The organism is Tardiphaga sp. GW822-FHT04G09, assembly GCF_058800725.1.
Genome location: NZ_JBXAMO010000001.1, coordinates 58,933 through 84,179, shown reverse-complemented (window position 1 = coordinate 84,179; position 25,247 = coordinate 58,933). Strand labels below are relative to the sequence as shown.

Sequence of the window (25,247 nt, the reverse complement as noted above, 5' to 3'; positions counted from 1 at the left end):
GCGACGACTAGCGCATCGCCAGAACGAGATCGGCCGCACGGTCACCCGACCGCACCGATCCCTCAATAGTCGCCGGCAGACCGGTATCGGTCCAATCGCCTGCGAGAAAAAGATTCTTGAAATCCGTGACCGGGCCGGGACGCAAAGCGTTCTGCGCAGGTGTGGCCGCGAAGGTGGCACGGCGCTCACGCACGATCTGCCACGGCGGCAATGGCGCGCTGATATTGGCGATCTTGCAGATGTCGTCCCAGATCTTCTGCGCCAGTTCCTCGCGCGGCATGTTCACGAGGTGATCGCCGTTGCTGATGGTGATCGACAGACGATTATCGAAGGCAAACAGCCACTCGATGATTCCACCGACGACACCGACCAAGGCTGGCTGACCAACCGGCGGGACGTAGCGAAAATGCGCGTTGACGATCGCGCGGAATTCGGTCGGCGTCTTCACGCCCGGCAGCAGCGACTTCGCAGTCCATGGCGGAACAGCCATCACCACAACGTCGCCCGCACCAAGCGCGATGACATCTTCGGCGCCAAACTTCAGTTCGTTGATCCTATCCCCACTCATGGTGTAACCGCGCAGCTCGTGGCCAAAATGAACGCCGGCACCCTTGGCACGCAGCAATTCGATCGCAGGCTCGACCAGCACATCGCTGAGACCGGCGCGCGCGATTAGTGGCCGGCACGCATGTCCGCCAGCCAGCAGCGTCTCGCGCACGATGGCGCCGGCCAGACCGGCCGAACCTTCGGGCGGATCGACATTGAGCGCGGCCAGCAATAACGGCTGCACCAGGCGATCGTAGAGAATGCCTTCGCAGCGAATAGCGTCGCCGACGAGACGATCGTTCGACGACCAGATCAGTGGCGATAGCGCGAGATAATCGCCGACGCTGGTGTCCGGAACGCGGCGCGTCTTGTCAAACAGCCAAGTCGGAATCCTGCCGTCGCCGAGATCTATCTGCCAGCGCTTGCCGGTCTTGATATCGGCGAATTCGAATTGCGCGCGCCGCGGACCAACGAGCCCGGTCTCGGTGCCGATCGATTTCGCATAGGCAACGACGTGGTTGTTGCCCGACAGGACCAGATGGTTTCCGTTGTCGATCTGGAGCTGTGTCTGCGCGTCGAAATACGACCGGCAGCGGCCGCCGGCCTGCTGCGTCGCTTCGTGGACGTGGACCTTGAAGCCGGCATTGACGAGGCGCACGGCGGCCGACAGGCCGGAAACGCCGGCACCAATGATATGAGCGGTCTTTTGCATCAGATAATCGCGTATCGCAGCAGGATCGCTATCTTGGAGGCCTTGCCGAGACGAACGGGGTCGCGCGGCAAAGCAAAGCCACGCGCCACCAGCAATTCCAGGATGGCGTGATAATATTTCGACATGATCCGTGGTGCGCGCACCACGCGGCGCTTGTTGCGCGCCATGATCTCATCGGACTTTTCGAAATGCGCCTGCGCGCGCTTCACCAGCGGTGCGCAAACCTTCGGCAATGCCGGGCTGGCTCTCACCACGTCCGGATCGCTCGACGTGATACCGGCGTGATAGAGCAGCTCACGCGGCAGATAGAGACGACCGATACCGGCGTCTTCATCGATGTCACGCAGGATATTGGTGATCTGCAGCGCACGGCCGAGATGATGCGCAAGCAGGATACCGTCTTCGTCCGGCATGCCGAACACCTTCACGGACAGGCGGCCGACGGCACTGGCAACGCGATCGCAATACAGATCGAACGTCGCATCGTCAGGCGCACGGATATCTGCGGGGATATCCATTTCCATACCATCGATGACGGCGATGAAATCTTCCTTGCGCATCCCGAACTGTTTGATCGGGCCCACATAGTCGCGTACCCGCGCAGGCGGATTGCCGGCATAAAGCGCGTCAATGTCGGCGCGCCACTGCTGCATGTCGGCCAGCCGCGCGTCGCGCGGACCATCTGAGTCCGCGATGTCATCGACCTGCCGGCAGAAGCTGTAGATCTGGAACATCGCGTCACGCTGCGCGCGTGGCAGAATGCGCATCGCGGCATAGAACGAGCTGCCGGCAGCAACGCCCTGAACCTCGCTCTGAGGTTCGCTGTTATTCACTTCGCTGGTCATCTGGTTCATGCGCCGGGCGTCGTCGAACGAGGCAGCGGCGCACTTGTTGTGGCGCGACGCCACAACCCGCCGGCAATGCCGGCCAGTGCATAACCGGCCATGCTCGCCTTGGAGAGATGAACCTTCTCGCTCAGGGGATCGCGTGTCTTGAGCATCTTCAGGATCTGCCAGGCGAAGGTCTCGATGACAGCGACATCGCAGCCCAGCCGAACATCGGCGATGTGGACCGTCAGCGTCTCGCTCTCATGCATCAAGGTCTCGGTCCTGGCGACAAGCTCGCGAATACAGGCCAGCAGCGCCGGCGACGCCTTCGCATGTTTGAGGTCTTCCACCGAGGCGCCATGCCGGTCCAGCACGTCCTGCGGAATGTAGACCCGATCGAGATCGCGATAATCGTTGCCGCAATCCTGCAGGTGATTGTTGATCTGCAACGCCGCGCACAGCGCATCCGACGCCGGCCAGGTGGCTTTGCTTTCGCCGTGCACGTCGAGCATGAAACGTCCGACCGGCATCGCCGAGAACGAGCAATAATGAATGAGCTCATCCCAGTCGGCGTAGCGCAGCTTGGTCACGTCCATCCGGAAGGCCGTCAGGACGTCCAGCGCATGACGCGGAGCCATGCCGCGGGTCTGGAGCGCCTCGCGCAGGACGACGGCTTCAGCCTGCCCGTCGCCTTGACCGAGCAGATCGGCCTCCAGTTCGTCGAGCAGGGCCAGTTTCGCAGGCGCATCGAGCAGCGCGTGATCGGCAATGTCGTCTGCGGTCCGGACAAAATTATAGAAGGCAAGAATCAGCGCCCGATGGCGCGGATGGATAATCCACGACGCGACAGGAAAATTCTCGTCACGATCGGTCTTGCCGGATCGCAGTTCGCTCGCAGGGGTCATCCAGAACTGGCTACGTTGGATTTGAACGGGGTGGCTCGGGGCCGCCAAGGTCCGGGAATACCGGCAGGCGGGGTCGGCCGCGAGCCCCCATATAGGGCAAATTGGCCGGTGAAACCAATGCCAATATGCCGCTCTCGGCCGCAGCCGGTGCCGGGCCGGATCACGTTTAATCGGGCTCGCGGGACGGCCACGAGCCCGTAATCTCATATCGGCGGGCTTATTGGCCGTGGCTGACCAGCACGTCGTTGCAGGCCTTGCTGATCTTGGGGCGGTTTTCCTTCAGGCAGGACAGAACCACGAGGTCGCCCTGATCCATGAGGGTGCGGCAGAGCTTCTGCACGTCGCGGGTGCAAGCCTTCTGCTCCGCGTCGGTGCCGCTGCGGGGCTGGTTTTGCTGGGCCAACGCGCCGGTCGAGGCAGATGCGGACAGCACGGACAGTACCAGGAGAAATTTACGCATTGTCTTCCTTCAGTATGGTGGCAAGATTCACAGCCCGCGTGGTGCATAGCATAAACCGAAACATTCGCATCGCCGGGAAGGCTTTATCTTCAGGCGCATCGGCGAATTCGGGACGATGGATGCAATCAGGACACAGAGCATCCCGCCACCACAGACGCGAATAAATGCGGCGAAAACTTGCGCACATGGCCGCACTGGCTACCGGACCGGCCAATGTCCACCCGCAGGACAAAATAACGTTTTTAAGACAAATGTCCCGAAGCGCACCGTCCTCCGCCCGTTCCGCTCCAGGAACCTTCGGCTTGTGAGCGGTGACATGTTACTTTTACAATCGTCTAATTATGATTGGTCCATTGAACCTAAAGGGGTGCAGGGACACCTAAGCTTCGATGGGCGCGGCATGGTTCGGTTAAATGGCGCCATTTTGGGAAAATTCACATGACATTCCATTCAGCAAAGCGGTTCGGGCGCGCCATCAAGGCCGTCGGCGCAGGCGCAATTCTCATGCTGTCGGTGTCCGCAAGCCATGCCCAGTCCGGACCGTTCGCCGGCTTCGACGGGGCCTGGAGTGGTACCGGAACGGTGTCGTTGTCGGACGGGTCATCGGAGCGCATTCGCTGCAGGGCGACCTACAAGGTGGATGGCGGCGGCGGCGCGCTGGCTCAGACGCTGCGTTGCGCCAGCGACAGCTACAAGTTCGACCTCTCCAGCAATGTCACCAGCCAGGGCAATAACGTCTCCGGCAGCTGGAGCGAAGCCAGCCGGAACGTCTACGGCAATCTGGTCGGCAAGGCTGGCGGCGGCCAGATTGATGTTTTCGTCGAGGCCGCAGGCTTTGCGGCCAACATCACGCTGACGACCCGCGGCAACAAGCAGTCCGTGTCGATCAGCTCCAAGGGCGAAATTCGTGGCGTCTCGATCAACATGGTCAAGAGCTGACGCCGACTCCGATAGCATTTACAAAAAAGCCCCCGGGATCCGGGGGCTTTTTCTTTTGCAAATAGAATGTGCTCTATTTTGCCTGCTTCGCCAGAACCGAACTTCCCGTGAGGCGCTGCTGCAGATTGATCAGCCACATCGCGGTCGGGCGCAGGATGAACAGGTCGGCTACCAGTGCCGCCACCATCGAGAAGGCGCTGAGCCAGCCGAACAGCCGAAGTGACGGCAGGTCAGAGAACACCGTCACAACGAGACCGCAAGCCAGCACGACCGTGGTGAGGATCAGCGCAGGGCCAACCAGCACAGTCGCACGCTCGACGGCGATCGCGGGATCGGTGCCCGGCGTGTCTTCCAGACGCAAGCGGTTGAGAAAGTGGATCGTGGCGCTAAGGCCGAGACCGAAGGACACTGTCAGTGCCACCACACTGGCAAATTGCAGCCCCTCCCCGAGCAGCCACAACACGAAGCCGGCCAGCACCACCGGGAAGATGCCGGGCAGGATACAGGCCAGCATCACCACCCACGAGCGGAATGCGAGGCCGATGAAGACGGCGACCAGACCGAATTCGATGGTCAGGCCGTGATTGAGCTTCTCGATCATGCCAGCGCTGTTGCGCGCCGCGATGGCCGAGAGACCCGTCACCGCGATTTCATAGCCGGGGTGCTTGGTGCGCACCTGGTTCAGCGCGCTGTCGAGCTTGTCGACCACCGGCAGGATCTTGCTCGAATCGCTGTCGGGCACACGGCCAGACACCACCACCGCCGTCTGGTCCGCCGAGATGAAGCGGCGCACCAGATGCTCCGGGATCACGCTGACATATTCCTTCAGCGTCGCGACATCGGTCGAGCCAGCCTTCTCCGCTAGCCATCGCCGCAGCGTCTCCAGCGACCAGACATTGCCGACGCCCGCCTGCTTCTCGACCATGGAATGGACTTCAGCGATGGTCTGCAACGTCTCCGGCGAATACAGATCCGCGCCCTTGGGGAATTCGATCAGCACGTCGATCGGATTGGCACCGGTCAGCTTGGCGTCGAGGCGCCCGCTGGCAGCGACCGCCTGCTCCTTGTCCGGCACCTGATCGGCCAAGCGATAGCGCGGTTCGAGATTGGCATAGACCACACCCAGACTGCCAACGACGATCAACGAGATCAGGCTGAACAGGCCAGGACGGCCGACCATACGCACCGCGATCCAGTAACAGAAGGCGCGCAGCGCCTGCACACCGGCATCGGCGGTCTGGAACTTGGCGGCGAAGATCTTCTCGTTGCGCACCAGCAGCACGCCGAATACCGGCACCAGCGACAGCACCGCAACCAGCGCAATGATGGTGGCCGTGAGACCGGCCTCGCCGAAGGCGCGAATCAGATCCGAGTCGGAGAACTGCAACGCGAGGAACGAAATGCCGGCGGTGCCATGGGTGAGGACGCAAGCGGGGCCCACGACACGAACCGCATTCGTAAACGCAGAATACTTGTCCTCGCCCGCAATCAACCGGTCACGCGCCGCGAAAGTGAGCTGCATCGAGTCGGCAAAACTGATCACCATGATCAGCGGCGTCATCACATTGAGGAACATATTGAGGCTGAAGCCGGCCCAGCCGAGCGCGCCGAGCGACAACAGGATCGCCAGCAGCGGCGGAAACGCCGCGATGATCATGAACGAGATCTTGCGGAAGAAGATGATCGCAATGACGCAGCCGGCGAGAATGCCGGCTATATTATAGATCAGGCCGTCGCGCTCGACCGCGTTGCGGATTTCGAGCTGCATTACCGGCACGCCCGACAATTCCTTGGTCAGGCCGCTATTGGCCAGGTCGTCATTCATGGTCTTGCGGATATCGGCAACGACGGTGCTGAGCTTGCTGTTGCTGACCACGGCCGGATCCAGCGACAGCACCACCAGCGCCAGCGTGCCGTCATCTGACAAAAGCTTGCCGCGGATCAGCTCGTTCTGCTTCACCGTCTCGATGAACTTGTCGTAGTCGGCGCCTTCAGGAAGGTCGTTGGGAAACAGCGCTGCCGGCAACTTGCCGGGGGCCGGCGTCTGACGCGCCGAGAAAATCGAGATCAGCCCGCGCACGCCATCGACCAGTTGCAGGTCGGTCACGAGCTCACGCATCTTTTCAAGATTGTCGCGCGCAAGCAGCGTCTTGCCTTCAAGCACCACGAGCACGTCGAACTCGGTGGACGGGAAGCGCTTCGTCACTTCCTCATATTGCTTGTATTCCTTGCTGTCGGAACGAAATAGCTGGCTCAGCGAATCGTCGATCTTGATGCGCTGGATGCCGAAGATCGCGCCGATCACCAGCGCGAGCAGGATCACGCAGGACAGCAGCGGCGCCTTCACTGCGATTAGACCGATGCGCTCGAGCCCGAAGGCGATGCTGATCGGTCCCTTTCGCAATTTATTCATGTCCGAGTCTTGGGGAACCGTATCGTGCATACCCTGTCCAGTCCTGTCGTCTGCGGCGTCTGCCTAGCAAGCGTCGCGGGCAGTAGTAAGGCCGGGATTGTCGAGACCGAACAGCGCTAGCCCTTGAAAACATGCGGTAAATTTGCCGCACGCAGATGTAGCAGGTCTGTATGACACATCGCAAGGCGGCGACCGCCCACTGGTTGCGTTTCAGGTCACAAAATAGAGCGCAGAGGTTGTTGTCTCAGACTGGCGCAGCGAGAGGCGTTGCCAGTTGCAGACCGCTTTCGTCCTTCAGAGCCACACCGGTTACGCCGCGACTCAGCCCTTCACGGGCAAGCCACGCGATCTTGGCTGCAGCCTCCTCGAAGGACAGGCCGGCGGACTGGATATTCGACACGCAATTGCGCGCAGCATCGGTCAGGCCCGGCTGCGGCGCGAAAGTCAAATAGGCGCCCAGACTCTGCGGCGCCGACAGACCCGGGCGTTCGCCGATCAGCACGATGGTCATTCGCGCCTTCAGCAGCACACCGATCTCGTCGCCGAGCGCAACGCGCGCACCTTCGGCAACCACAACGGCGCCCAGATCGTATCCGCCCAGTTTCGGCAGTAGCCTGTCCAGCAAGCCAAGCGCATGGGCATTCACGGCTGCCGGCGACAAGCCATCTGCGATCACGATCACCAGACCGCACGCCGAGCTGTTACGCCGAACGAGCAGTTCCCGCGCTTCGCCGGAGAGTTTACGGCCGAGATCAGGACGTTTGAGGTAGTCGGCACGATCTGCGACCTGACTCGTCACCACCAGCGCGCTCGTCCCCTGCCCAGCCAGTACAGCCATGATGGCTTCGGCCTCGAAAGGTGCATGGACCGCGTCACGCGCGCGGGCATGATCCAAAGTGAAGTCAAGCAACGCTTGCGTGGTCAGGCTGGCTCCGGCCCGCCCGAGCCCGACACGCGCCGGGGTCAGCGCCCGCAACTCCGCGAGGGAGCGTTGCGGCGAAGGCGACGTCATGTCATTTCTCATTTCGGTCTGCATAACGCCCAGCCTATCGCCTATTCGGCCGGAACGGCAGCGTCCTGCAGCTTCAGCGAATAATAGGACGCGTTGGTCTGACCACCGGACGCATCGCGCGCGAAATTGATCAGGTGGTGCGCTACCATGATCCCGCTGATCAGATATTCGATCTCGCCCCGCGCCAGTCGCCGGAACGCGAATTTCCAGAAGGCACGCTTGTAATCGCCGAGCACGCCGACTTTCCAGAAGATGTTGCGCAGCATGACCAGACCGAGCCGAATGCTCTTCCAGGTCAGCATGGCGCCGATCGGCGGCTTGATCCGGTTCGGGTACGTGTGGCGGATCTGGTATTCAAAACGCTCGAGCAGCTTCTCGGGCACATAGGCACTCCCCATGGCGCGCCGCCAGCTCTTCACCACGTCCTCATACGGCAACAGGAAGTCGACGTTGGAATCGCGGCCCTCGTCTTCGTTCAGGCGCCCTTCCTTCTTCAACCGGTCCCATAGCGGCGTCTGCGGCAGCGCCTGAAGCAGATTGATGGTCAGAAGCGGAATCTGTGACGTTTCCACGAATTCGAGCAAATGCTGGCCCGTCTCGGGCTTGTCGGTATCGAGGCCAAGGATGATGCCGGACACGACTTCCATGCCAAAGCTGTTCAGCGTCTCGATCGCCTCCATGATGGGGACCATCATGTTGTGATCCTTCTTCATCGCCTTGAGGGCGACGGGATCGGGCGTCTCGATACCGCAGAAGATCGTGCCGAACCAGGCATCGCGCATCAGCGCAAGGATTTCCGGCCGCTTGGCGATATTGAGCGTCGCCTCGCAGGAGAGGCGCAAGACAAAACCGGTCCTCTTCTGCCACTCGACGAGATGAGGCAGCAGATCGAGCGCAGCCTTGCGATTACCGATGAAATTGTCATCGACGAAATAAACGGAGCCCATGATTCCGCATTCGAGCAACTTGTCGAGTTCGGCGATGATCTGCTCTGGCGACTTCAGGCGCGGATTGCGCCCGTAGAGGCCGGGAATATCGCAGAATTCGCACTGATACGGACAGCCCGAAGAATACTGGATGCTGCCGAGGAAGTAGCGCGGAATATCAGCCAGTTCATAGGCCGGAATCGGAAACCTGGTCATGTCCAGGCGATCAGTGGTCTTCAGCACGACCTGCTGGTCCGGCCGCGACGTATCCTTTTCCAGGATATCGATCAGTTGATCGGTGGCATCACCGAGTTCGCCGATATGGAGATAGTCGAAAGCCGGGTAGTAGTCCGGACAGGAGGATACCGAGGGTCCGCCGATCGCCACCGGAAGATCGTAGGAATGCGCGCGATAGCAGATGTCGTTCATCTGCGTACGCTGGATGTGCATGCCTGACACCAGCACCGCTTCGGCCCACAGGAAATCATTGGGCGTGGCGGCACGGATGTTCTCGTCGATAAAACGGACTTCCCAGTTCTCGGGCATATAGGCCGCGATCAGCAGCAGGCCCTGGGGAGGCATGAAGGCCTGAACGCCGTCGGTCAGAGGATATGAATATTCAAACGTGCCAAATGAAGACGTGTATCGCGGAAAGACGCACAGGATACGCCGGACCGTCTGCCTGCCCTCAGCTCTCATCAAAATTCCTCTGTGAATGCATCAGCGGCCCCGATAAGCGCTGAACCTTCAATAACGTGGCCGAGATAAAACCGTTCCACTCCTGCAGAATACTTTGAGCGATCTAATCACGACGTCCGAATCTGGGCCAGAATTTCTTCAAGATTGTGGCAGGCGGTGACAAGGTCGTGACCAGCTCCGCGCAAGTGCGCGCAAAGCGCTATGCTGCATGACGGTTTATTGACGTCAGGCGATCAGACGCGCGGCCAGATCGGGCAGCAGACCTTCCCGGTCGCGGATGCGAAGGTCCGCTCCGGAGAGCCCGACCCGTTGCAGCCACTCGTCGAATTCCGGTGCGCGTTTGAGGCCAAAGACGTCGCGGATGTAGAGCGCGTCGTGAAATGACGTCGACTGATAATTCAGCATCACGTCGTCGGCGCCGGGGACGCCCATCACGAAGGTCACGCCTGCCGCCGCGAGCAGCGTCAGCAGATTGTCCATGTCGTCCTGATCGGCTTCTGCATGGTTGGTGTAACAGACGTCAACACCCAGCGGCAGGCCAAGCAGCTTGCCGCAGAAATGGTCTTCCAGACCGGCGCGGATGATTTCCTTGCCGTCATAGAGATATTCCGGCCCGATGAAGCCGACCACGCTGTTGACCAGCAGCGGATCGAATGCCCGGGCCACCGCATAGGCCCGCGCCTCCAGCGTCTGCTGATCGACGCCGTGATGGGCATTGGCCGACAATGCCGAGCCCTGCCCGGTCTCGAAATACATGACGTTCTGGCCGAGCGTGCCGCGCTTCAGGGAGAGGCCAGCGGCCTGGGCTTCCCTCAAGATCGCCAGATCGATGCCGAAACTTCTATTGGCGGCCTCCGTCCCGGCGATCGACTGAAACACCAGATCGACCGGCGCCCCCTGATTGATAAGATCAAGGCTGGTCGTGACATGGGTGAGTACGCAACTCTGGGTCGGAATATCCAGCTTGGTGATGACCTCGTCGAGCAGCCGCACCAACCCGCCCAGCACCGCAGGATCGTCGCTCGCCGGATTGATGCCGATACAGGCATCGCCGGAGCCCAGCATCAGCCCATCGAGAATAGATGCCGTGATGCCCCTGATATCGTCGAACGGGTGGTTCGGCTGCAGGCGCACACTCATTCGACCGCGCAGACCGATCGTATTACGGAAGCGCGTGATCACCTCGCACTTCTTGGCTACCAGGATCAGATCCTGATTACGCATCAATTTCGATACTGCCGCCGCCATCTCCGGGGTGATGCCACGCGCGATGTTCAGAAGGACCTGCGGCGTGGCGGTATCCGACAGCAGCCAGTCGCGAAAGCCGCCGACGGTCAGGGCCGAAATGGGCGCGAAGGCCGATGCGTCATGGCCATCGACGATCAGCCGGGTGACCTCGTCGTCCTCATAGGGCACGACCATTTCCTGCAGGAACTGGCTGAGCGGCACGTCGGCCAGCGCCATCCGCGCCGCGATCATCTGTTCCGCGGTTTCGGCTGCGATCCCGGCCAACCGATCACCGGAGCGCGGCGGCGTTGCCTTGGCGAGCAACTCGCGCAAGGTCGCAAAGACATATGACTGCGTGCCGACGGCTTGACGAAAGATCATTGCGGCTCCAGAGCGTGGCACCGAAAACAGTCCGGAGCCACGCTCGCGAGCAGACTAACATCTAAAGCTGTGCTATGCAGCCTTGACGGTCGCGAGGAATTTGTCGACTTCCATACGCAACTTTTCGGACTGCTGCGACAGTTCTGAAGCGGATGCCAGAACCTCTGCGGAAGCCGCTCCTGTCTCTCCCGCAAGACGCGTGATCACAGAAATGTTCGACGACACCTCGCTGGTGCCGTTTGCCGCTTCCTGCACGCTGCGCGAGATTTCGTTGGTCGCGGCCCCCTGCTCCTCGACCGCAGCCGAAATTGCGGCCGAGATTTCGCTCAGCGACTTGATCACGGCGGTGATGGTACCGATCGCCATCACCGACTCGGCTGTCGAGCTCTGGATGTCGCCGACCTGATCGGCGATTTCGGCGGTCGCTTTCGCCGTCTGTTCGGCGAGCGATTTCACCTCCTGAGCCACCACAGCAAATCCCCGGCCGGCTTCGCCGGCCCGCGCAGCCTCGATGGTCGCATTAAGTGCCAGCAGATTCGTCTGGGCCGCTATATTATTGATCAATTCGACCACTGCGCCGATCTTCTGGGCAGCCTCCGCGAGGCGATGCATCTTGGTCGTGGTCTCATCGGCATCACGCACGGCGTCGCCAGCAATCCGCGCGGAATCGTTCACCTGCCGCGAGATCTCCTTGATGGAACTGGTCAGTTCCTCGGTTGCCACCGCTACCGCCTGCACGCCAGACGTCGCATCCCTCGATGCGGCTTCAACCACATTCGACTGTGACACAGATGTTTGAGCGGACACCGTCATATTCTGCGCCGCTGCCTGCAGTTCGGTGGATGCAGAACTGACGATATTGACAACGCCGCCAATCATCTTCTCGAAATCATTGGCGATACGATCAAGGACCACGCGACGGTCGCGCCTTCCCTCTTCGATATAGACCGAAATCGCGAGATCCATGTCGAGCATGGCGGCTTTTATGATAGCCGTCTGAAGCACGCTCCTCCTGTTCTTTGCTTTGAAATCGAACCTGCCTGCAGGCATCCGTTGCGCAATGGCATCGACAAGACCTGACACCAGCGCATTGTAGCCACCAATATACCAGCGTGGTTCAAGACCGAGCTTGTTGTGAACTTGGCCAATCTTGGTCACCGAAGCCTGATAGGCATCGTCGAAACGCCCCTCGAGGATTACAGACCAGTGGGCGATCTGCATCTTCTTCGCATGCATCATCTGGTCGCGACTCTTGAAGAATGCGGCGGTTTCCGCAAACGCGGAGATGTGGTCGTAAAACGCATCGAGGATCACCGGCAATTCTGCGAGAATAAAGGTTTTTCCCTCCCGGAGTGCCGCAACGGTGTCGTGATCGATGAGATTGAATTTCAGACGTTCTGAAATCATGGTCGCGTCCGGCATTGAAATTCCCCCAATGGCTGAAATCGAATCTTTGCAACACAACCTATCGTGGCACAACAATAGGACTGCCAGCATGATCTAGATCAATCCCTGGTACAAAAAACTTAGTCGCCGCTGCCTGGGGCAACGTAATGCTCAAACGTGCCGGCCCGCAGCAACGCCCGACGACCACGCCCACTGGAAATTGAAACCGCCGAGATGGCCGGTGACATCGATCACTTCGCCGATGAAATACAGCCCCGGCACCGATGTCGCCGCAAACGTTTTCGATGACAGTTCAGTGGTGTCCACACCGCCAAGCGTCACCTCGGCTGTGCGATAACCTTCGGTACCGTTCGGCCGCACGCGCCATTCTTTTACCGCCGCCGCCACCGACGCCAGAAGCTTGTCGGAAAAATCCGCCAGCCGTGGCGGGCCGGCGATCTTGTCGGCAATCATCTGCGCCAGGCGCTTCGGCAGGAGATCGCCGAGCACGGTCGCCAGTTCCTGCCGCGGACGTTCGCGGCGCGCGTCCTTCAACGTGGCGAGCACATCGCGCGTCGGCGCCATGTCGATGACAACATCGAGCCCGTCGCGCCAGTAAGACGAAATCTGCAGGATCGCCGGGCCGCTGAGACCGCGATGGGTGAACAGCAGTGCCTCGTCGAATTTCGCCTTGCCGACGCTGACGACGGCATCGACGGCAACGCCAGCGAGGTCCTTGAACTGGGCGAGCGCCGCAACATCGAAGGTCAATGGCACCAGCGCGGCGCGCGGCGCGACCATCTTCAGCCCGAATTGCTGCGCCAGTTTATAGCCGAAGGCACTGGCACCCATTTTCGGGATCGACGGTCCGCCAGTGGCAACGACCAGCGACTGGCTACGGTACTCGCCCTGATCGGTAGCGATAACAAAACCGTTCTCGTTCTTCGTCACACCGACAATGCCGACGCCGAGCCGCATCTGCGCATCGCCGCTGCGACTTTCGTCCAGCAGCATGTCGATGATCTGCTGGGAAGAGCCATCGCAGAACAATTGCCCGCGGGTCTTCTCGTGATAGGCAATGCGGTATTTCTCCACCAGCGCGATAAAATCCTGCTGGGTAAAGCCCTTCAGCGCGGATTTGCAGAATTGCGGATTCTGCGACAGGAAATTCGCCGGCGCCGTATGCAGGTTGGTGAAATTGCAGCGGCCGCCGCCGGAGATGCGGATCTTTTCGCCCGGCGCCCTCGCCTGCTCCAGCACCATCACCGAGCGGCCGCGTTGGCCGGCGACGCCGGCGCACATCAGGCCGGCCGCACCGGCGCCAAGGATGATGACGTCACTGGTGTTATGCGCGCGACGGACGATGGTCATTCCAGCAGCAACACATCGACGGCAACGGCGAGCTTCTGCTTGCGGGCACCGACGATCACGCCATCGACCGGCGACACGTCGGAGAAATCGCGACCGGTCGCCAGCACGATATGGTCGTTCTCGACCAGGATATCGTTGGTCGGATCAAAGCCGATCCAGCCGAGCTCCTCGCCGCACCAGACCGAGACCCAGGCATGGGTCGCATCCGCGCCCTGCAGCCGCTCCTTGCCCGGCGGCGGAATGGTGCGCAGATAGCCGCTGACATAGGCCGCGGGCAAACCGAGCCCGCGCATGCCTGCAATCATGATGTGCGCGAAATCCTGACAGACGCCATGACGCTTATCCAGTACCTCCTGCAACGGCGTCGAAATCACCGTGGCCTTCGGATCGTATTTGAACTCGGTGCGGATGCGGTGCATCAGGTCGACGGCGCCGGCGAGAATCCCGCGCCCTTCGGTGAAGCTCACCGCCGCATAATCCGTGACCGCATCGATGATCGGCACCAGCGGACTGGCAAAGACATAGCCGATCGGCGAGGCACCGCTGAGGTCATTGGAATCGAATGACGCCTCGCGAACGCTTTCCCAGGCGGGGCTGTCATCGCTGCGATCGGGCGCAAAACGTTCGACATAAACACGCGACCGGCTATCGATCCGCAGCACCCGATGCGGGCTTTCTATCAGCACGCTTTCCGTCGGCGTGCCGAAAAAATCCGTCCGCATGGCGCGGGCGGCAGGCAGCGGCTTGATATCGACGCTGTGTGAGACCAGTTGCTGCCCGGCGCTGCTATTGGGCTGCAGCCGCAGCGAGCAGCGCGCATAGCTCACCGGACTCTCATAACTATAGGTCGTGACGTGGCGGATTTCGTAGATCACGCCAGCCCCGTCAGCTTTTCGGGGCGCGATGCGCTGGCGCCGTGCGGGAAGTAATGCAGGCCGATGGAATCCGCCAGTGTCAGCAGGTCCTGCTCCAGCGCAAACAGTGACTTGGTATGGATCTCGGAGGCCTCGCCGGTGACGAGCGACGAGCGCAGCGCTACAGCCAGCCGCTGCGGCCGTTCCATCAGGCCGTTCTCCTTCAGCGCCGGCAGGCTGGCGATGTGATCGTTCAGTGCCGAAACCTGGAACGCCACCGAGCGCGGATTATAGGGATCGAGCACCACGAGATCGCGCACCGGCGCGAGTAGCGGGCCGACCAGATAGCGCGAGCGATAGGTGATCTGGCAATCCACCAGCGTCAGCAGGATATCGAGATCGTCACTCGTCGCGTCGTCGGACGCGAATTGCCGTGCGAAGCGCGTGGTGTTGATAGCGCGTTCGGCGCGGCGCCCCATTTCAAGGAAACGCCAGCCGGCGGCACGGTTCATGTTTTCCTGCGCGAGCCCGGCGAAGCTCGCCAGCTCCTGCAGGGTCAATTCGGCCGCACTGACAACGTCATCGTCATCTTCGACTTCATGCGCAAGCCGCTCGGCCATTTCAGTGATGACCTGCCAAGCGTCGGGCGACAGTCGTTCGCGCAGCGAGGTTGCGGTCCGCAATGCGGATCGCACCAGCGATAGCGCTGAGCCGAACTGCTCCTCGCCCTGCAATGCCTGAGCCGCGATCTTCGCCGGTTGCGAGCGCGAGGTGAGCGATGTCGCTCCCCAGGTCATCAGCATGCGCTGGATGCGCTCGATCGATTGCTGCGCGGTGGCCCCGCCCTTGCCGGGATCGCGCTGCGGCACACTGAGCGCGCGGATCAGACGCAGCGTGGACTCGGCGCGTTCGAGATAGCGCCCGAGCCAGAACAGGTTGTCGGCGGCGCGGCTCGGCACCCAGCCGGCGATACGGCGGATACGCACATTGTCGACGGCCGGCAGCAGCGTCGATGCAGCGACGGCCTTGTCCGCCACCACCCAGACGTCGGCGGCACGCGCGCCGGCCCCCATCGACACGGCGCGGGCATCCGGTTGATCGGCGATCCGGCAGAAGCCACCGGGCATGATGGTCCAGCCGTCCGGCGTCGCCGCCGCGAAAACGCGCAGCACAAACGGACGCGGCGCGAGCCGGCCGTTGTCCCAGACCGGCGTGGTCGACAGCTGCACCAGCTCCTGCCCGACATAATCGACGCCGCGATTGGAGATCGCCGCCTTCAGGCGCTCGCGCTCGCTTGGCGAGAGCTGCGACGGCAGCACCGGCGTATGTCCGGGGAAACCAGGCACCGATCCGCCATAGGCGCCTTCGATGGCAAAGTCGTCGAGCCGCCCCAGCACTTCCTCGCGCGCCGATTTCTGGCCGCACCACCAGGTGGCGATATGTGGCATCTTGAGAGGCTCGCCGAGCAGCTTCTGGCTCAGGCTTGGGAGAAATCCGAGCAGCGCGCGCGCTTCCATCACGCCGGAGCCCGGCATATTCGCGACGACGACGCCATTCTTTCTGACAACGTCGATCAGCCCGGGCACGCCGAGTTGCGACGACGCATCGAGCTCCAGCGGGTCGAGCGAATTGGCGTCCACGCGGCGCAGCAGCACGTCGAGGCGCTTCAGGCCCGCAACGGTGCGGATGTGGACGCGGTCGCCGGACACTGCGAGATCATCGCCTTCGACCAGCAGGAAACCGAGATAGCGCGCCAATGTCGCGTGTTCGAAATAGGTTTCGCTGAACGGCCCCGGCGACAGCAGACCGACACGCGGCTCGTCGCGGTCGGCCGACGCGCGCAGACTGTCGCGAAACGCTTCGAAGAACGGCGCGACGCGCTCGACATTCATCGACTTGTAGAGATCGGTGAAGGCACGCGACAGCACGAGTCGATTTTCCAGCGCATAGCCCATGCCGGACGGCGCTTGCGTGCGATCGCCGAGCACCCACCAGCGGCCATCGGGACCGCGGCCGAGATCGGCGGCATAGACGTTGAGATAGCGGCCGCCGGGCGGTTTCACGCCGCGCATCGCACGCAGATATTCCGAACTGCCGGCAATCGCCGCCGCCGGAATCGCGCCGGACGCGATGAGGCTGGCATCGCCATAGAGATCGCCGAGGATCTTCTCCAGCAACCCCGCGCGCTGGGTCATTGCCGCTGAGATCTGCAGCCATTCGGATTCGTCGATCAAGAGCGGCACATGGCTGAGCGGCCAGATCCGGTCGGCGATTTCGCCGGGCGCGCGGTAGGTGACGCCGGCTTCGCGAAGATGACGGTCGGCCGATCCGAAGCGGCGCTCGATCTCAACGGGCGCCAGGGCTCCGAAGGCCTCAAAGAACCGCGTCCAGACCTCCCGCGGCGTGCCGTCCTGCGCAATGAATTCGTCGGGAATCCCGGGCAGCCGCTCGTAGTCGCGGGTCCATTGCGCGATCTTACGATGTCCCGGACGAGGCTTCTTCCCCTGACCGGCCTGTCCCGTCATTCCGACTCTCCAGCCCAAACTTGAGCATTCTCAATGCCGGAGCGGCGTCCGCAAGTCGAGGGTCAATGGGAATTCCAGGCTGCGTTCTTCCCGTGGTGGCGCAATTTCGCCGGGCGTATGGCCAATCTCCTCGAAACGGGCCAGCCGGCGGGCCTCGGCCTCATAGGCATTGACCGGTTTGGTGTCGTAATTACGCCCGCCGGGATGCGCCACATGATAGACGCAACCGCCAAGCGATCGCCTGTTCCAGCTGTCATAAATGTCGAACACCAGCGGCGCATGGACCGGCATCGTCGGGTGCAGGCCGGAGGCCGGCTGCCAGGCCTTGAAACGGACGCCCGCCACCACCTCGCCGGTCCGGCCGGTATCGGTCATCGGCAGCGCCCGGCCGTTGCAGGTAATCATGTGCCGGCCCGGCGTGAAGCCGTTGGCCTTGAGCTGCAGCCGCTCCACCGAGGAATCGACATAGCGCACGGTGCCGCCGGCTGAGCCCTCCTCGCCCAGCACATGCCAGGGCTCCAGCGCCTGCCGGACTTCCAGCGTCACGCCGCCATAGGTGACGTGGCCGAACACGGGAAAGCGGAATTCGAGCTGGGCCTCGAACCACTCTTTGGAGAATTCGTAACTGGACTGGCCGAGCTCATTGAGCACGTCCTGGAAATCCTCCCAGAGAAAGTGCGGCAGCATGAAGCGGTCATGCAGCGTAGTGCCCCAGCGCACGAACTTGCCGTCCTGCGGCGCGCGCCACATCTTGGCGATCAGCGCGCGGATCAGGAGCTGTTGCGCCAGCGACATCCGCGGATCGGGCGGCATCTCCAGCGCACGGAATTCGACGAGGCCCAAGCGCCCCGTGGTGCCATCCGGCGAATAGAGCTTGTCGATGCAGATTTCGGCGCGATGGGTATTGCCGGTGATATCGACGAGGATGTGCCGGAACAGCCGATCGACGAGCCACAACGGCGCTTTCACGCCGGGCGGCGGCACCTGTGCCAGCGCGATCTCCAATTCGTAGAGACCATCATGCCGCGCTTCATCGATGCGCGGCGCCTGGCTGGTCGGGCCGATGAACATGCCGGAGAACAGATAGGACAGCGACGGATGGCGCTGCCAGTAGAGCACGAGACTCTTCAGGAGATCCGGCCGCCGCAGGAACGGCGAGTCCGCCGGCGAACTGCCGCCAACCACGACGTGATTGCCGCCGCCGGTGCCGGTGTGACGACCGTCGAGCAGAAACTTGTTGGCGCCGAGCCGCGTCTTCGCGGCCTCTTCATAGAGAGATATCGTGGTGTCGACGGCCTCGCGCCAGCTCGCGGCGGGATGGATGTTGATCTCCAGCACGCCGGGATCGGGCGTCACCTTGATCACCTCGACGCGCGGATCGAACGGCGGCGGATAGCCTTCGACATGCACCTGCATCTGCAGTTCTTCGGCCGTCGCCTCCAGCGCCGTCACCAGTTCGAGATAATCTTCAAACTTCTCCACCGGCGGCATGAAGGCACAGAGAATGCCGTCGCGAATTTCAATCGACATCGCGGTCCGCACGCCGCCGGAACGAATCTGCTGCTCCTGGACATATTGCGCGGCAGGCTGGTTTTCCGCGGACGCGATTTCGTCGAACACCGGCATGCCGCCGCGCGGCTCCAGCGGATCCTGCTCGACGATGAAGGGATATTCCTCTTCGGTGAGGTGCGGCAGCGACGACAGCGGCAGGCGCAGGCCCATCGGTGAATCGCCCGGTGTCAGGAACAGGTTGCCACGGCGCAGCTTCCAGCGCTCGGACCGCCAGCGCCTGTCGGCGGCCGCCTCCGTATTCCAGCGCTGGATCGGCAGCACGAACCCCTTCGGCCTGTCGAGTCCATGTTCGAAGACCCGCGCCATGCGCGCACGTTCCTCCGGATCGGGCAATTTGGAGTCGCCGGGCACGACATTGTTCGGCAGGTTCGATTCCTTCTGCTCCCAATAGACGGGATCCTCGAAGGCCGGAATGACATAGTCCTTGGGCAGGCCAAGCCGCCGCGCCGTGCCTTCGGCAAAACGCTCGGCACCGCCGATATCGGCGCTGCGCGGGCCTTCGATCCGCGAGATCAGCGCATCGTTCTTCCAGATCGGCACGCCGTCCTTGCGCCAGTACAGGCCGAACGCCCAGCGCGGCAGGCTTTCGCCGGGATACCATTTGCCCTGCCCGTAATGCATCAGGCCACCGGGCGCGAAACGCGTGCGCAGCCGGCGGATCAGATCGTCGCCGAGGCCGCGTTTGGTCGGGCCAACGGCTGCCGTATTCCACTCCGGCGATTCCATGTCATCGACGGAGACGAAGGTCGGCTCGCCGCCCATGGTGAGCCGCACGTCATGGGCCTTGAGATCGGCATCGACCTTTTCGCCGAGCGCATCGAGTCTGGCCCAGGATTCATCCGAGAACGGCTTGGTGATCCGCGGCGCCTCGCGGATCCGCTTGACGCCCATCGCGAACGCGAACTCGACTTCGGCGAAGCCCGCCATGCCGGAGATCGGCGCGGCCGACCGGAAATGCGGCGTCGCCGCCACGGGGACGTGGCCCTCGCCTGTGAGCATGCCCGAGGTCGCATCGAAGCCGACCCAGCCCGCGCCAGGGATATAGACTTCAGCCCAAGCGTGCAGGTCGGTGAAGTCGGCCTCGACTTCGGGCGGCCCTTCGATCGGATCGATGTCCGGGCGCAACTGGATGAGATAGCCGGAGACGAAACGCGCGGCGAGACCGAGATGGCGCAGCGTCTCGATCAGCAGCCACGCGCTATCGCGGCAGGACCCGGCGCCGGACAGCAGCGTCTCTTCCGGCGTCTGCACGCCGGGCTCCATGCGGATGATGTAGTTGACCTTCTCGCGCAGGCGCGCATTGAGCTCGACCAGGAAGTTCACCGTGTTCGGCGCTTCCTTCGCGATCTCCGCCATATAGGCCGTGAAGCGCGGCCCCGGTTCGGTCGTCGCCAGATAGGGTGCGAGTTCGCTCTTCAGATCATCCGTATAGGCAAACGGAAACGTCTCGGCATAGGGCTCGACGAAGAAGTCGAACGGATTGATCACCGTCATCTCGGCGGTGAAGTCGACCTCGATCTTCAGCTCATTCGCCGGTTCCGGGAAGACGAAGCGCGCGAGCCAGTTGCCCTGCGGATCCTGCTGCCAGTTCACGAAATGGTTGGCGGGCGTGACCTTCAGCGAATAGCTCAGGATCGGCGTGCGCGCATGCGGCGCCGGTCGCAGCCGGATGGTCTGCGGCCCCAGCGCGATCGGCCGATCATATTTGTAATGGGTGACGTGGTTCAGTGCGACGAAGATCGACACAGTGGCGCAACTCCAGCAGCTTTTTTAAGCAGAACACCGGAGGTGCCAGGGATCAAGCTCTAACAACGGGCACGATGTGCACGTTGTGAGGGCGTAGCTTCCTCACATCGTCGCGCCGAGCACCCAGGGCGCGAATTCCGCGCTGCCGAAGTCGAAGCTTTCGCTCTTGGTCGGCGCGCCGGAGGCGGTCTTGAGCATCAGCTCGAAGATGCGCTGGCCGCATTCCTGCACCGTCTCGTCGCCGTCGAGAATGGTTCCGCAATTGATGTCCATGTCGTCTTCCATGCGCTTGAACATTGGCGTGTTGGTGGCGAGCTTGATGGACGGCGCGGGCTTGCAGCCGAACACGCTGCCGCGGCCGGTGGTGAAGCAGACGAGATTGGCGCCGCCGGCGACCTGCCCTGTCGCAGCGACGGGGTCGTAGCCGGGCGTGTCCATGAACACAAAACCCTTCTTGGTGATCGTCTCGGCATAGTTCAGCACGTCGACGAGATTGGTCGAGCCGGCCTTGGCCATGGCACCCAAAGATTTTTCGAGAATAGTCGTGAGGCCGCCGGCCTTGTTGCCGGGGCTCGGATTGGCGTTCATCTCGGCGCCCTCGCGTGCGCAATAGGCATCCCACCAGCGCATCAGCCCGACCAATTTCTCGCCGACCTCGCGCGACACCGCGCGGCGCGTGAGCAGATGTTCGGCGCCATAGGTCTCCGGCGTTTCCGACAGCACGACGGTGCCGCCATGGCGCACCAGCAGATCGCTCGCCGCACCGAGCGCCGGATTGGCCGAGATGCCCGAATAGCCATCGGAGCCGCCGCATTGCAGCGCGACCGTCAATTCGCTGGCGGAGACTTCCTCGCGCGTCACTTTATTGGCATCGGCCAGCACTTCATTGACGAAGGCGACGCCGGCTTCCGTGGTCTTGCGGGTGCCGCCGATCTCCTGGATCTGCATTTCGCGCAGGCGCCCGGCGAGCTTCTGCTCCTGCATCAAGCCGCCGATCTGGTTGATCTCGCAGCCAAGGCCGAGCACCACCACATGGGAGAAGTTCACGTGGCGCGCGTAGCCGCCGAGCGTGCGCCTCAACAATGTGAGCGGTTCGTCCTGCGTCATGCCGCAGCCGGTCTTGTGGGTGAGCGCAACGACGCCGTCGACATTGGGATAGTCGGCGAGCGGGTTGTGCCCGGTGAAGGGATTCTTCTTGAACACATCGGCAACCATGCTGGCCACATGGGCGCTGCAATTCACCGAGGTGAGGATGCCGATATAGTTGCGCGTCGCGACGCGGCCGTCGCTGCGCCTGAGGCCCATGAAGGTGGCGGGCAGATCGAAATTCGGCGTCGGCTTGACGTCCACGCCATAGGCGTAGTCGCGGTCGAAATCACCCATGCCCATGTTCTGCGTATGGACGTGCTGGCCCGGCGCAATCGGCTGCGTCGCGAAGCCGATGATCTGGCCGTAGCGGCGGATCTCTTCGCCGGTCGCGATGGGGCGGATGGCGACCTTGTGGCCGGCGGGAATGCGCTCGCTGGTCACCACGCCTTTCGTCACCTCGATACCGGGCAGCAACGTGGTGCGCGCGATCAATACGGCGTCGTTGTCATGCAGACGAATGACGGGAGATGGAGCCATCGGAATTTCCTCGCGCGTGTGTTCTGTTGTTTGGAATGACTCTAGCGATAAGAAGCCATGAGGGGTAGTCGTAGGATGGCGTGAGCGCAGCGAAATCCATCGTTTCTTTGTCTGCAGGTGATGGGTTTCGCTCCGGCGCAAGCGCGCCTGCGCTCACCCCATCCTACGGTTCGCGCTACGCGGGACATCTAGTGCACAGGCGTAGGATGGGTAGAGCGAAGCGAAACCCATCGCTTCTGTGCGCGCGAATGATGGGTTTCGCGAAGACGCTCACCCCATCCTACGGCCTCATCCGATTCAACTGTCAAACAGCCACGCCCCTTCAGACATGCGTCATCGCCCCTATTGTTGGCGGCGCGGGGGCGCCGTCGTCCTTTGCATTCCCGCCCCCTTGCGAGAGGGCGTGCGGAACGCCGGGTGCCCGATGCACCCCTGGGCCTGATGCCGATGCGGTCTTCCGCAAGTTGGCGCATCAGGACTTTCGGAAAGCACGGGCGATTGCCCGACGTTCCGCCTGCGGTGTTTTGTCGGCTTGCTGAATGCTTGCCCAAGCAACCGATCAAGGTCACCCTTGTTTGACCCTGCGCGACAGGGCCGGGGGAGCGCAGCTCTTGGGCCGGACGCGTTTCGAATCTGGTCGTCCGTCACTTGATCTGCGGGCCCGTTCCATCCGCCAGCAAACCGTCCCGCCTGTCCCAGTGGTATCCTGACCACAGACGATGCGGCCTGCCCGCAGACAGCCGTTACCCACATCTCCCGTGACGCCGCATCTCCGGCGTCCACCGCATCCCGCCCCGCAATCGTGACGATCGCGATCGCCCCTCTCGGTGGGGCAGGACGACAGGGAAAATAATCAAGATGAGGATATTGTCAATACGGATAGGAAAAAATGTTTGGGTACTGTCTTGCCGCCCCACACTCGTCATTCCGGGGCGCGGGCGCGTCTTCGCGCGCGTGAACCCGGAATCCCAGCATGGGAGTCTCCGATCGCGCCGAACACTTCGAGATTCCGGGTTCGCCCTACGCGGCTGCACCGCTTCGTGCGCCCCGGAATGACAGTGTGTGGCAGACCGGACTGCCAGAGTACCTCCAGACCCAACTATTGCGGCTGCGGTCCCAGACCCGCGGCAAGCTCGGCCCAGATCGGCGCTTCTTCCTTGTAGAGCGCCTGGCTCGCCTCCAGCGTCATCGGACCTTCATTGATACCCTGGCTCTTGAGGAGTTCACGAACGCGATCGCTCTTTCCCGCCGCGACGAACAACGCAGACAGTTTTGATACGATCTCGGGAGACGTCTTCGCCGGCACCACGCATCCCTGAAAGGTCAGCAGCCCATGCGCGCGCGACGTCGCGCCCTGCTCGCGAAACGTTGCGACGTCAGGAAGCGCGTCGATGCGGCGGCGCGACACCGCAACGGCACGGGCCTTTCCGGTCTGCAGCACCGGCAGCGCCGCTGCATAGCTGCCGATGCCCGCATCGATAGATCCGCCGGCGAGATCCTGCCACATCGGCGCCTCGCCACGATAATGCACCGCCTCCATCTTCAGGCCGTACTGCTTGTTGAGCTCGACGATGACCATATGCGCGAAGGAACCGGACGCATATGTGCCGACATTCACCTTCTCGGTCTTGCGCGCATAGTCGATGAAGTCCTTCAGCGTCTTCGCGCCGACCTTCTCGCTCACCATGAATGGCAGACTGCCGCCCGGCATCACCGCGACCCAGGCGAAATCCTTGATGACATCGTATTTGACGTCCTTGATGAGGACGGGATTGAGCATATAGGCGGTGGTGTTGCAGATCATCAGCGTGTGGCCGTCGGGATCGGAGCGCTTCAGCTCCATTGCTGCCACGGCGCCGCCGGCACCGGCCTTGTTCTCCACCACCACCGTCTGCCCGAGTTCGCGCGACAGATATTCGCCATAGACGCGCGCGAATTGATCGGTCTGGCCGCCGGCTGCGGAGCCGGCAAGAATCTTGATGGGCTTGGTTGGCCAGCTATTGGCGCGGACGAGTGACGGCGCACTCAACAATGCAGCAGCGCCTGCGCCCACGGTGACGAATTGGCGTCGATTGAGCAGAGGCAAGTTGTTTCGCACGATCATCCTCCCGATGTTGATCCTGTCTCTGCGGACAGGTGCATCGAGTATGGCCTGCTTCGGTGCGGGAAAGCAAAGCGGCAACGGGAGGAAGTGGTATGCGTGAAGGTGTCGCGCGCGTCATTACTCCGTGAGGCGAACGCCATACACACTCACCGTCATTCCGGGTTCGCGCACATTGCGCGCGCCCGGAACGACGAGATTGTGGCTGCTTACGCCTTGCCGCCGGAGCCCTTACGGGTGTCGTTGACCCACGACTTCGCACCTGTTGCCAAGATGCCGCTGTCGTTGAGCAGCGTCACCAGCTTGAAGCCCATGCCGATGTTTTTCGCAGCACCCTCGGGGCCCGAGCAGTGAATGCCGGGATTGAGGCCGCGCTTGTCGCATTCCTTGATCAGCTTGTCGTAGATCTTCAGGATCTCAGGCTCTTCGCGGTCAAGCTTCGGCACCAGGCCGTAGGAGAAACCGAGATCGGAGGGACCGACATAGACGCCGTCGATGCCCTCGACATCGAGAATGGCTTCCATGTTGTCGACCGCGGTCTTGGTTTCCAGCATCGGCAGGCAGATGATGTCTGCATTTGCCGTCTTCTGATAGTCGCCGGCGCCGCCATACATGCCGGAACGGATCGGGCCGTTGCTGCGGGTGCCGCGCGGCGGATACTTGCAGTACTGCACGAAGTTCTCGGCTTCTTCCCTGGTGTTGACCATCGGGCAGATCACGCCATAGGCGCCGCCGTCGAGCACCTTGCCGATGATGCCGGGCTCGTTCCATGGCACGCGGACCATCGGCGTCACCGGATGCGCGCCCATCGCCTGGAAACATTCCACCATCGACATGTAGTCCTGCACGCCGTGCTGGATATCCACGGTAACGCTGTCGAAACCGCACTGCGCCATCACCTCGGCGGAGAAGCCCGACGGGATCGCCAGCCAGCCGTTGACGGCGACTTTGCCCGCCTTCCAGATTTCCTTGACCTTGTTTGCCATCGTCGATGGTCCTTCTTTTGGTTGGTAGTGGTG

At 62.2% G+C, this 25,247-nt stretch carries 17 protein-coding genes; 1 reads left to right on the top strand and 16 read right to left on the bottom strand.

Going from position 1 to position 25,247, the window contains the following annotated elements; genetic code table 11:
* Positions 1–7: 7 nt before the first annotated feature.
* From hpnE to AC1RLZ_RS00320, 4 genes are all read right to left on the bottom strand, one after another.
* On the bottom strand, positions 8–1,258 hold the full coding sequence (gene hpnE, locus AC1RLZ_RS00335) for a hydroxysqualene dehydroxylase HpnE (protein ID WP_493187021.1): 1,251 nt from the start codon (positions 1,256–1,258) through the stop codon (positions 8–10).
* Positions 1,258–2,112, bottom strand: a complete 855-nt coding sequence (gene hpnD / locus AC1RLZ_RS00330) for a presqualene diphosphate synthase HpnD (RefSeq protein WP_371419933.1) — start codon at positions 2,110–2,112, stop codon at positions 1,258–1,260. The genes hpnE and hpnD overlap by 1 nt, the downstream gene beginning before the upstream one ends.
* Entirely contained in the window at positions 2,109–2,990 is an 882-nt protein-coding gene (hpnC, locus tag AC1RLZ_RS00325; protein WP_493187020.1) for a squalene synthase HpnC, read from the bottom strand. Before hpnC ends, hpnD begins: the two co-directional genes overlap by 4 nt.
* 217 nt (positions 2,991–3,207) lie before the next feature.
* Positions 3,208–3,450: a hypothetical protein gene (locus AC1RLZ_RS00320; RefSeq protein ID WP_371419935.1), complete on the bottom strand. Its 243-nt coding sequence runs from the start codon at positions 3,448–3,450 to the stop codon at positions 3,208–3,210.
* 438 nt (positions 3,451–3,888) lie between these two features.
* Here AC1RLZ_RS00320 and AC1RLZ_RS00315 point away from each other — a divergent pair, with 438 nt between their 5' ends.
* Positions 3,889–4,389 carry a hypothetical protein gene (locus AC1RLZ_RS00315; protein WP_493187019.1) on the top strand — a complete coding sequence of 167 codons (501 nt, stop codon included), beginning with the start codon at positions 3,889–3,891 and terminating at the stop codon, positions 4,387–4,389.
* 73 nt (positions 4,390–4,462) lie between these two features.
* Here the strand turns inward: AC1RLZ_RS00315 and AC1RLZ_RS00310 are convergent, their stop codons facing one another.
* From AC1RLZ_RS00310 to AC1RLZ_RS00255, 12 genes are all read right to left on the bottom strand, one after another.
* Positions 4,463–6,802 carry an efflux RND transporter permease subunit gene (locus AC1RLZ_RS00310; RefSeq protein WP_493187018.1) on the bottom strand — a complete coding sequence of 780 codons (2,340 nt, stop codon included), beginning with the start codon at positions 6,800–6,802 and terminating at the stop codon, positions 4,463–4,465.
* Between the two features lie 244 nt (positions 6,803–7,046).
* Entirely contained in the window at positions 7,047–7,814 is a 768-nt protein-coding gene (gene eutC, locus AC1RLZ_RS00305; protein WP_493187017.1) for an ethanolamine ammonia-lyase subunit EutC, read from the bottom strand.
* Between the two features lie 41 nt (positions 7,815–7,855).
* A complete protein-coding gene (locus tag AC1RLZ_RS00300; protein ID WP_493187016.1) occupies positions 7,856–9,439 on the bottom strand; it encodes a B12-binding domain-containing radical SAM protein in 1,584 nt (527 codons plus the stop codon).
* A gap of 225 nt (positions 9,440–9,664) precedes the next feature.
* Complete coding sequence (locus tag AC1RLZ_RS00295) at positions 9,665–11,047, bottom strand: ethanolamine ammonia-lyase subunit EutB (protein WP_493187015.1); 1,383 nt, start codon at positions 11,045–11,047, stop codon at positions 9,665–9,667.
* A 72-nt stretch (positions 11,048–11,119) separates the two neighbouring features.
* Entirely contained in the window at positions 11,120–12,454 is a 1,335-nt protein-coding gene (locus AC1RLZ_RS00290) for a protoglobin domain-containing protein (RefSeq protein WP_493187014.1), read from the bottom strand.
* Positions 12,455–12,604: 150 nt separating this feature from the next.
* Complete coding sequence (locus AC1RLZ_RS00285) at positions 12,605–13,804, bottom strand: BaiN/RdsA family NAD(P)/FAD-dependent oxidoreductase (protein ID WP_493187013.1); 1,200 nt, start codon at positions 13,802–13,804, stop codon at positions 12,605–12,607.
* Positions 13,801–14,679 carry a transglutaminase family protein gene (locus AC1RLZ_RS00280; protein WP_493187012.1) on the bottom strand — a complete coding sequence of 293 codons (879 nt, stop codon included), beginning with the start codon at positions 14,677–14,679 and terminating at the stop codon, positions 13,801–13,803. Before AC1RLZ_RS00280 ends, AC1RLZ_RS00285 begins: the two co-directional genes overlap by 4 nt.
* Positions 14,676–17,183, bottom strand: a complete 2,508-nt coding sequence (locus AC1RLZ_RS00275; protein ID WP_493187011.1) for a circularly permuted type 2 ATP-grasp protein — start codon at positions 17,181–17,183, stop codon at positions 14,676–14,678. The genes AC1RLZ_RS00280 and AC1RLZ_RS00275 overlap by 4 nt, the downstream gene beginning before the upstream one ends.
* Before the next feature lie 30 nt (positions 17,184–17,213).
* The gene (locus AC1RLZ_RS00270; RefSeq protein WP_493187010.1) at positions 17,214–20,501 is read right to left on the bottom strand and encodes a transglutaminase family protein; all 3,288 of its coding nucleotides are present in this window, start codon (positions 20,499–20,501) and stop codon (positions 17,214–17,216) included.
* A 102-nt stretch (positions 20,502–20,603) separates the two neighbouring features.
* Positions 20,604–22,127 carry a UxaA family hydrolase gene (locus tag AC1RLZ_RS00265; protein ID WP_493187009.1) on the bottom strand — a complete coding sequence of 508 codons (1,524 nt, stop codon included), beginning with the start codon at positions 22,125–22,127 and terminating at the stop codon, positions 20,604–20,606.
* A 1,099-nt stretch (positions 22,128–23,226) separates the two neighbouring features.
* Positions 23,227–24,225, bottom strand: coding sequence for a Bug family tripartite tricarboxylate transporter substrate binding protein (locus AC1RLZ_RS00260; protein ID WP_493187008.1), 999 nt, complete (start codon positions 24,223–24,225; stop codon positions 23,227–23,229).
* A 212-nt stretch (positions 24,226–24,437) separates the two neighbouring features.
* Entirely contained in the window at positions 24,438–25,214 is a 777-nt protein-coding gene (locus tag AC1RLZ_RS00255; protein ID WP_493187007.1) for an HpcH/HpaI aldolase family protein, read from the bottom strand.
* Positions 25,215–25,247: the final 33 nt, after the last annotated feature.

Coding starts and splice junctions, on each gene's coding strand:
- AC1RLZ_RS00255 (WP_493187007.1), bottom strand. CDS start 25,214: ATGGCAAACAAGGTCAAGGAAATCTGGAAGGCGGGCAAAGTCGCCGTC.
- AC1RLZ_RS00310 (WP_493187018.1), bottom strand. CDS start 6,802: ATGAATAAATTGCGAAAGGGACCGATCAGCATCGCCTTCGGGCTCGAG.
- hpnC (WP_493187020.1), bottom strand. CDS start 2,990: ATGACCCCTGCGAGCGAACTGCGATCCGGCAAGACCGATCGTGACGAG.
- AC1RLZ_RS00265 (WP_493187009.1), bottom strand. CDS start 22,127: ATGGCTCCATCTCCCGTCATTCGTCTGCATGACAACGACGCCGTATTG.
- AC1RLZ_RS00285 (WP_493187013.1), bottom strand. CDS start 13,804: ATGACCATCGTCCGTCGCGCGCATAACACCAGTGACGTCATCATCCTT.
- AC1RLZ_RS00275 (WP_493187011.1), bottom strand. CDS start 17,183: ATGACGGGACAGGCCGGTCAGGGGAAGAAGCCTCGTCCGGGACATCGT.
- hpnD (WP_371419933.1), bottom strand. CDS start 2,112: ATGAACCAGATGACCAGCGAAGTGAATAACAGCGAACCTCAGAGCGAG.
- AC1RLZ_RS00300 (WP_493187016.1), bottom strand. CDS start 9,439: ATGAGAGCTGAGGGCAGGCAGACGGTCCGGCGTATCCTGTGCGTCTTT.
- hpnE (WP_493187021.1), bottom strand. CDS start 1,258: ATGCAAAAGACCGCTCATATCATTGGTGCCGGCGTTTCCGGCCTGTCG.
- AC1RLZ_RS00290 (WP_493187014.1), bottom strand. CDS start 12,454: ATGATTTCAGAACGTCTGAAATTCAATCTCATCGATCACGACACCGTT.
- AC1RLZ_RS00315 (WP_493187019.1), top strand. CDS start 3,889: ATGACATTCCATTCAGCAAAGCGGTTCGGGCGCGCCATCAAGGCCGTC.
- eutC (WP_493187017.1), bottom strand. CDS start 7,814: ATGACGTCGCCTTCGCCGCAACGCTCCCTCGCGGAGTTGCGGGCGCTG.
- AC1RLZ_RS00320 (WP_371419935.1), bottom strand. CDS start 3,450: ATGCGTAAATTTCTCCTGGTACTGTCCGTGCTGTCCGCATCTGCCTCG.
- AC1RLZ_RS00295 (WP_493187015.1), bottom strand. CDS start 11,047: ATGATCTTTCGTCAAGCCGTCGGCACGCAGTCATATGTCTTTGCGACC.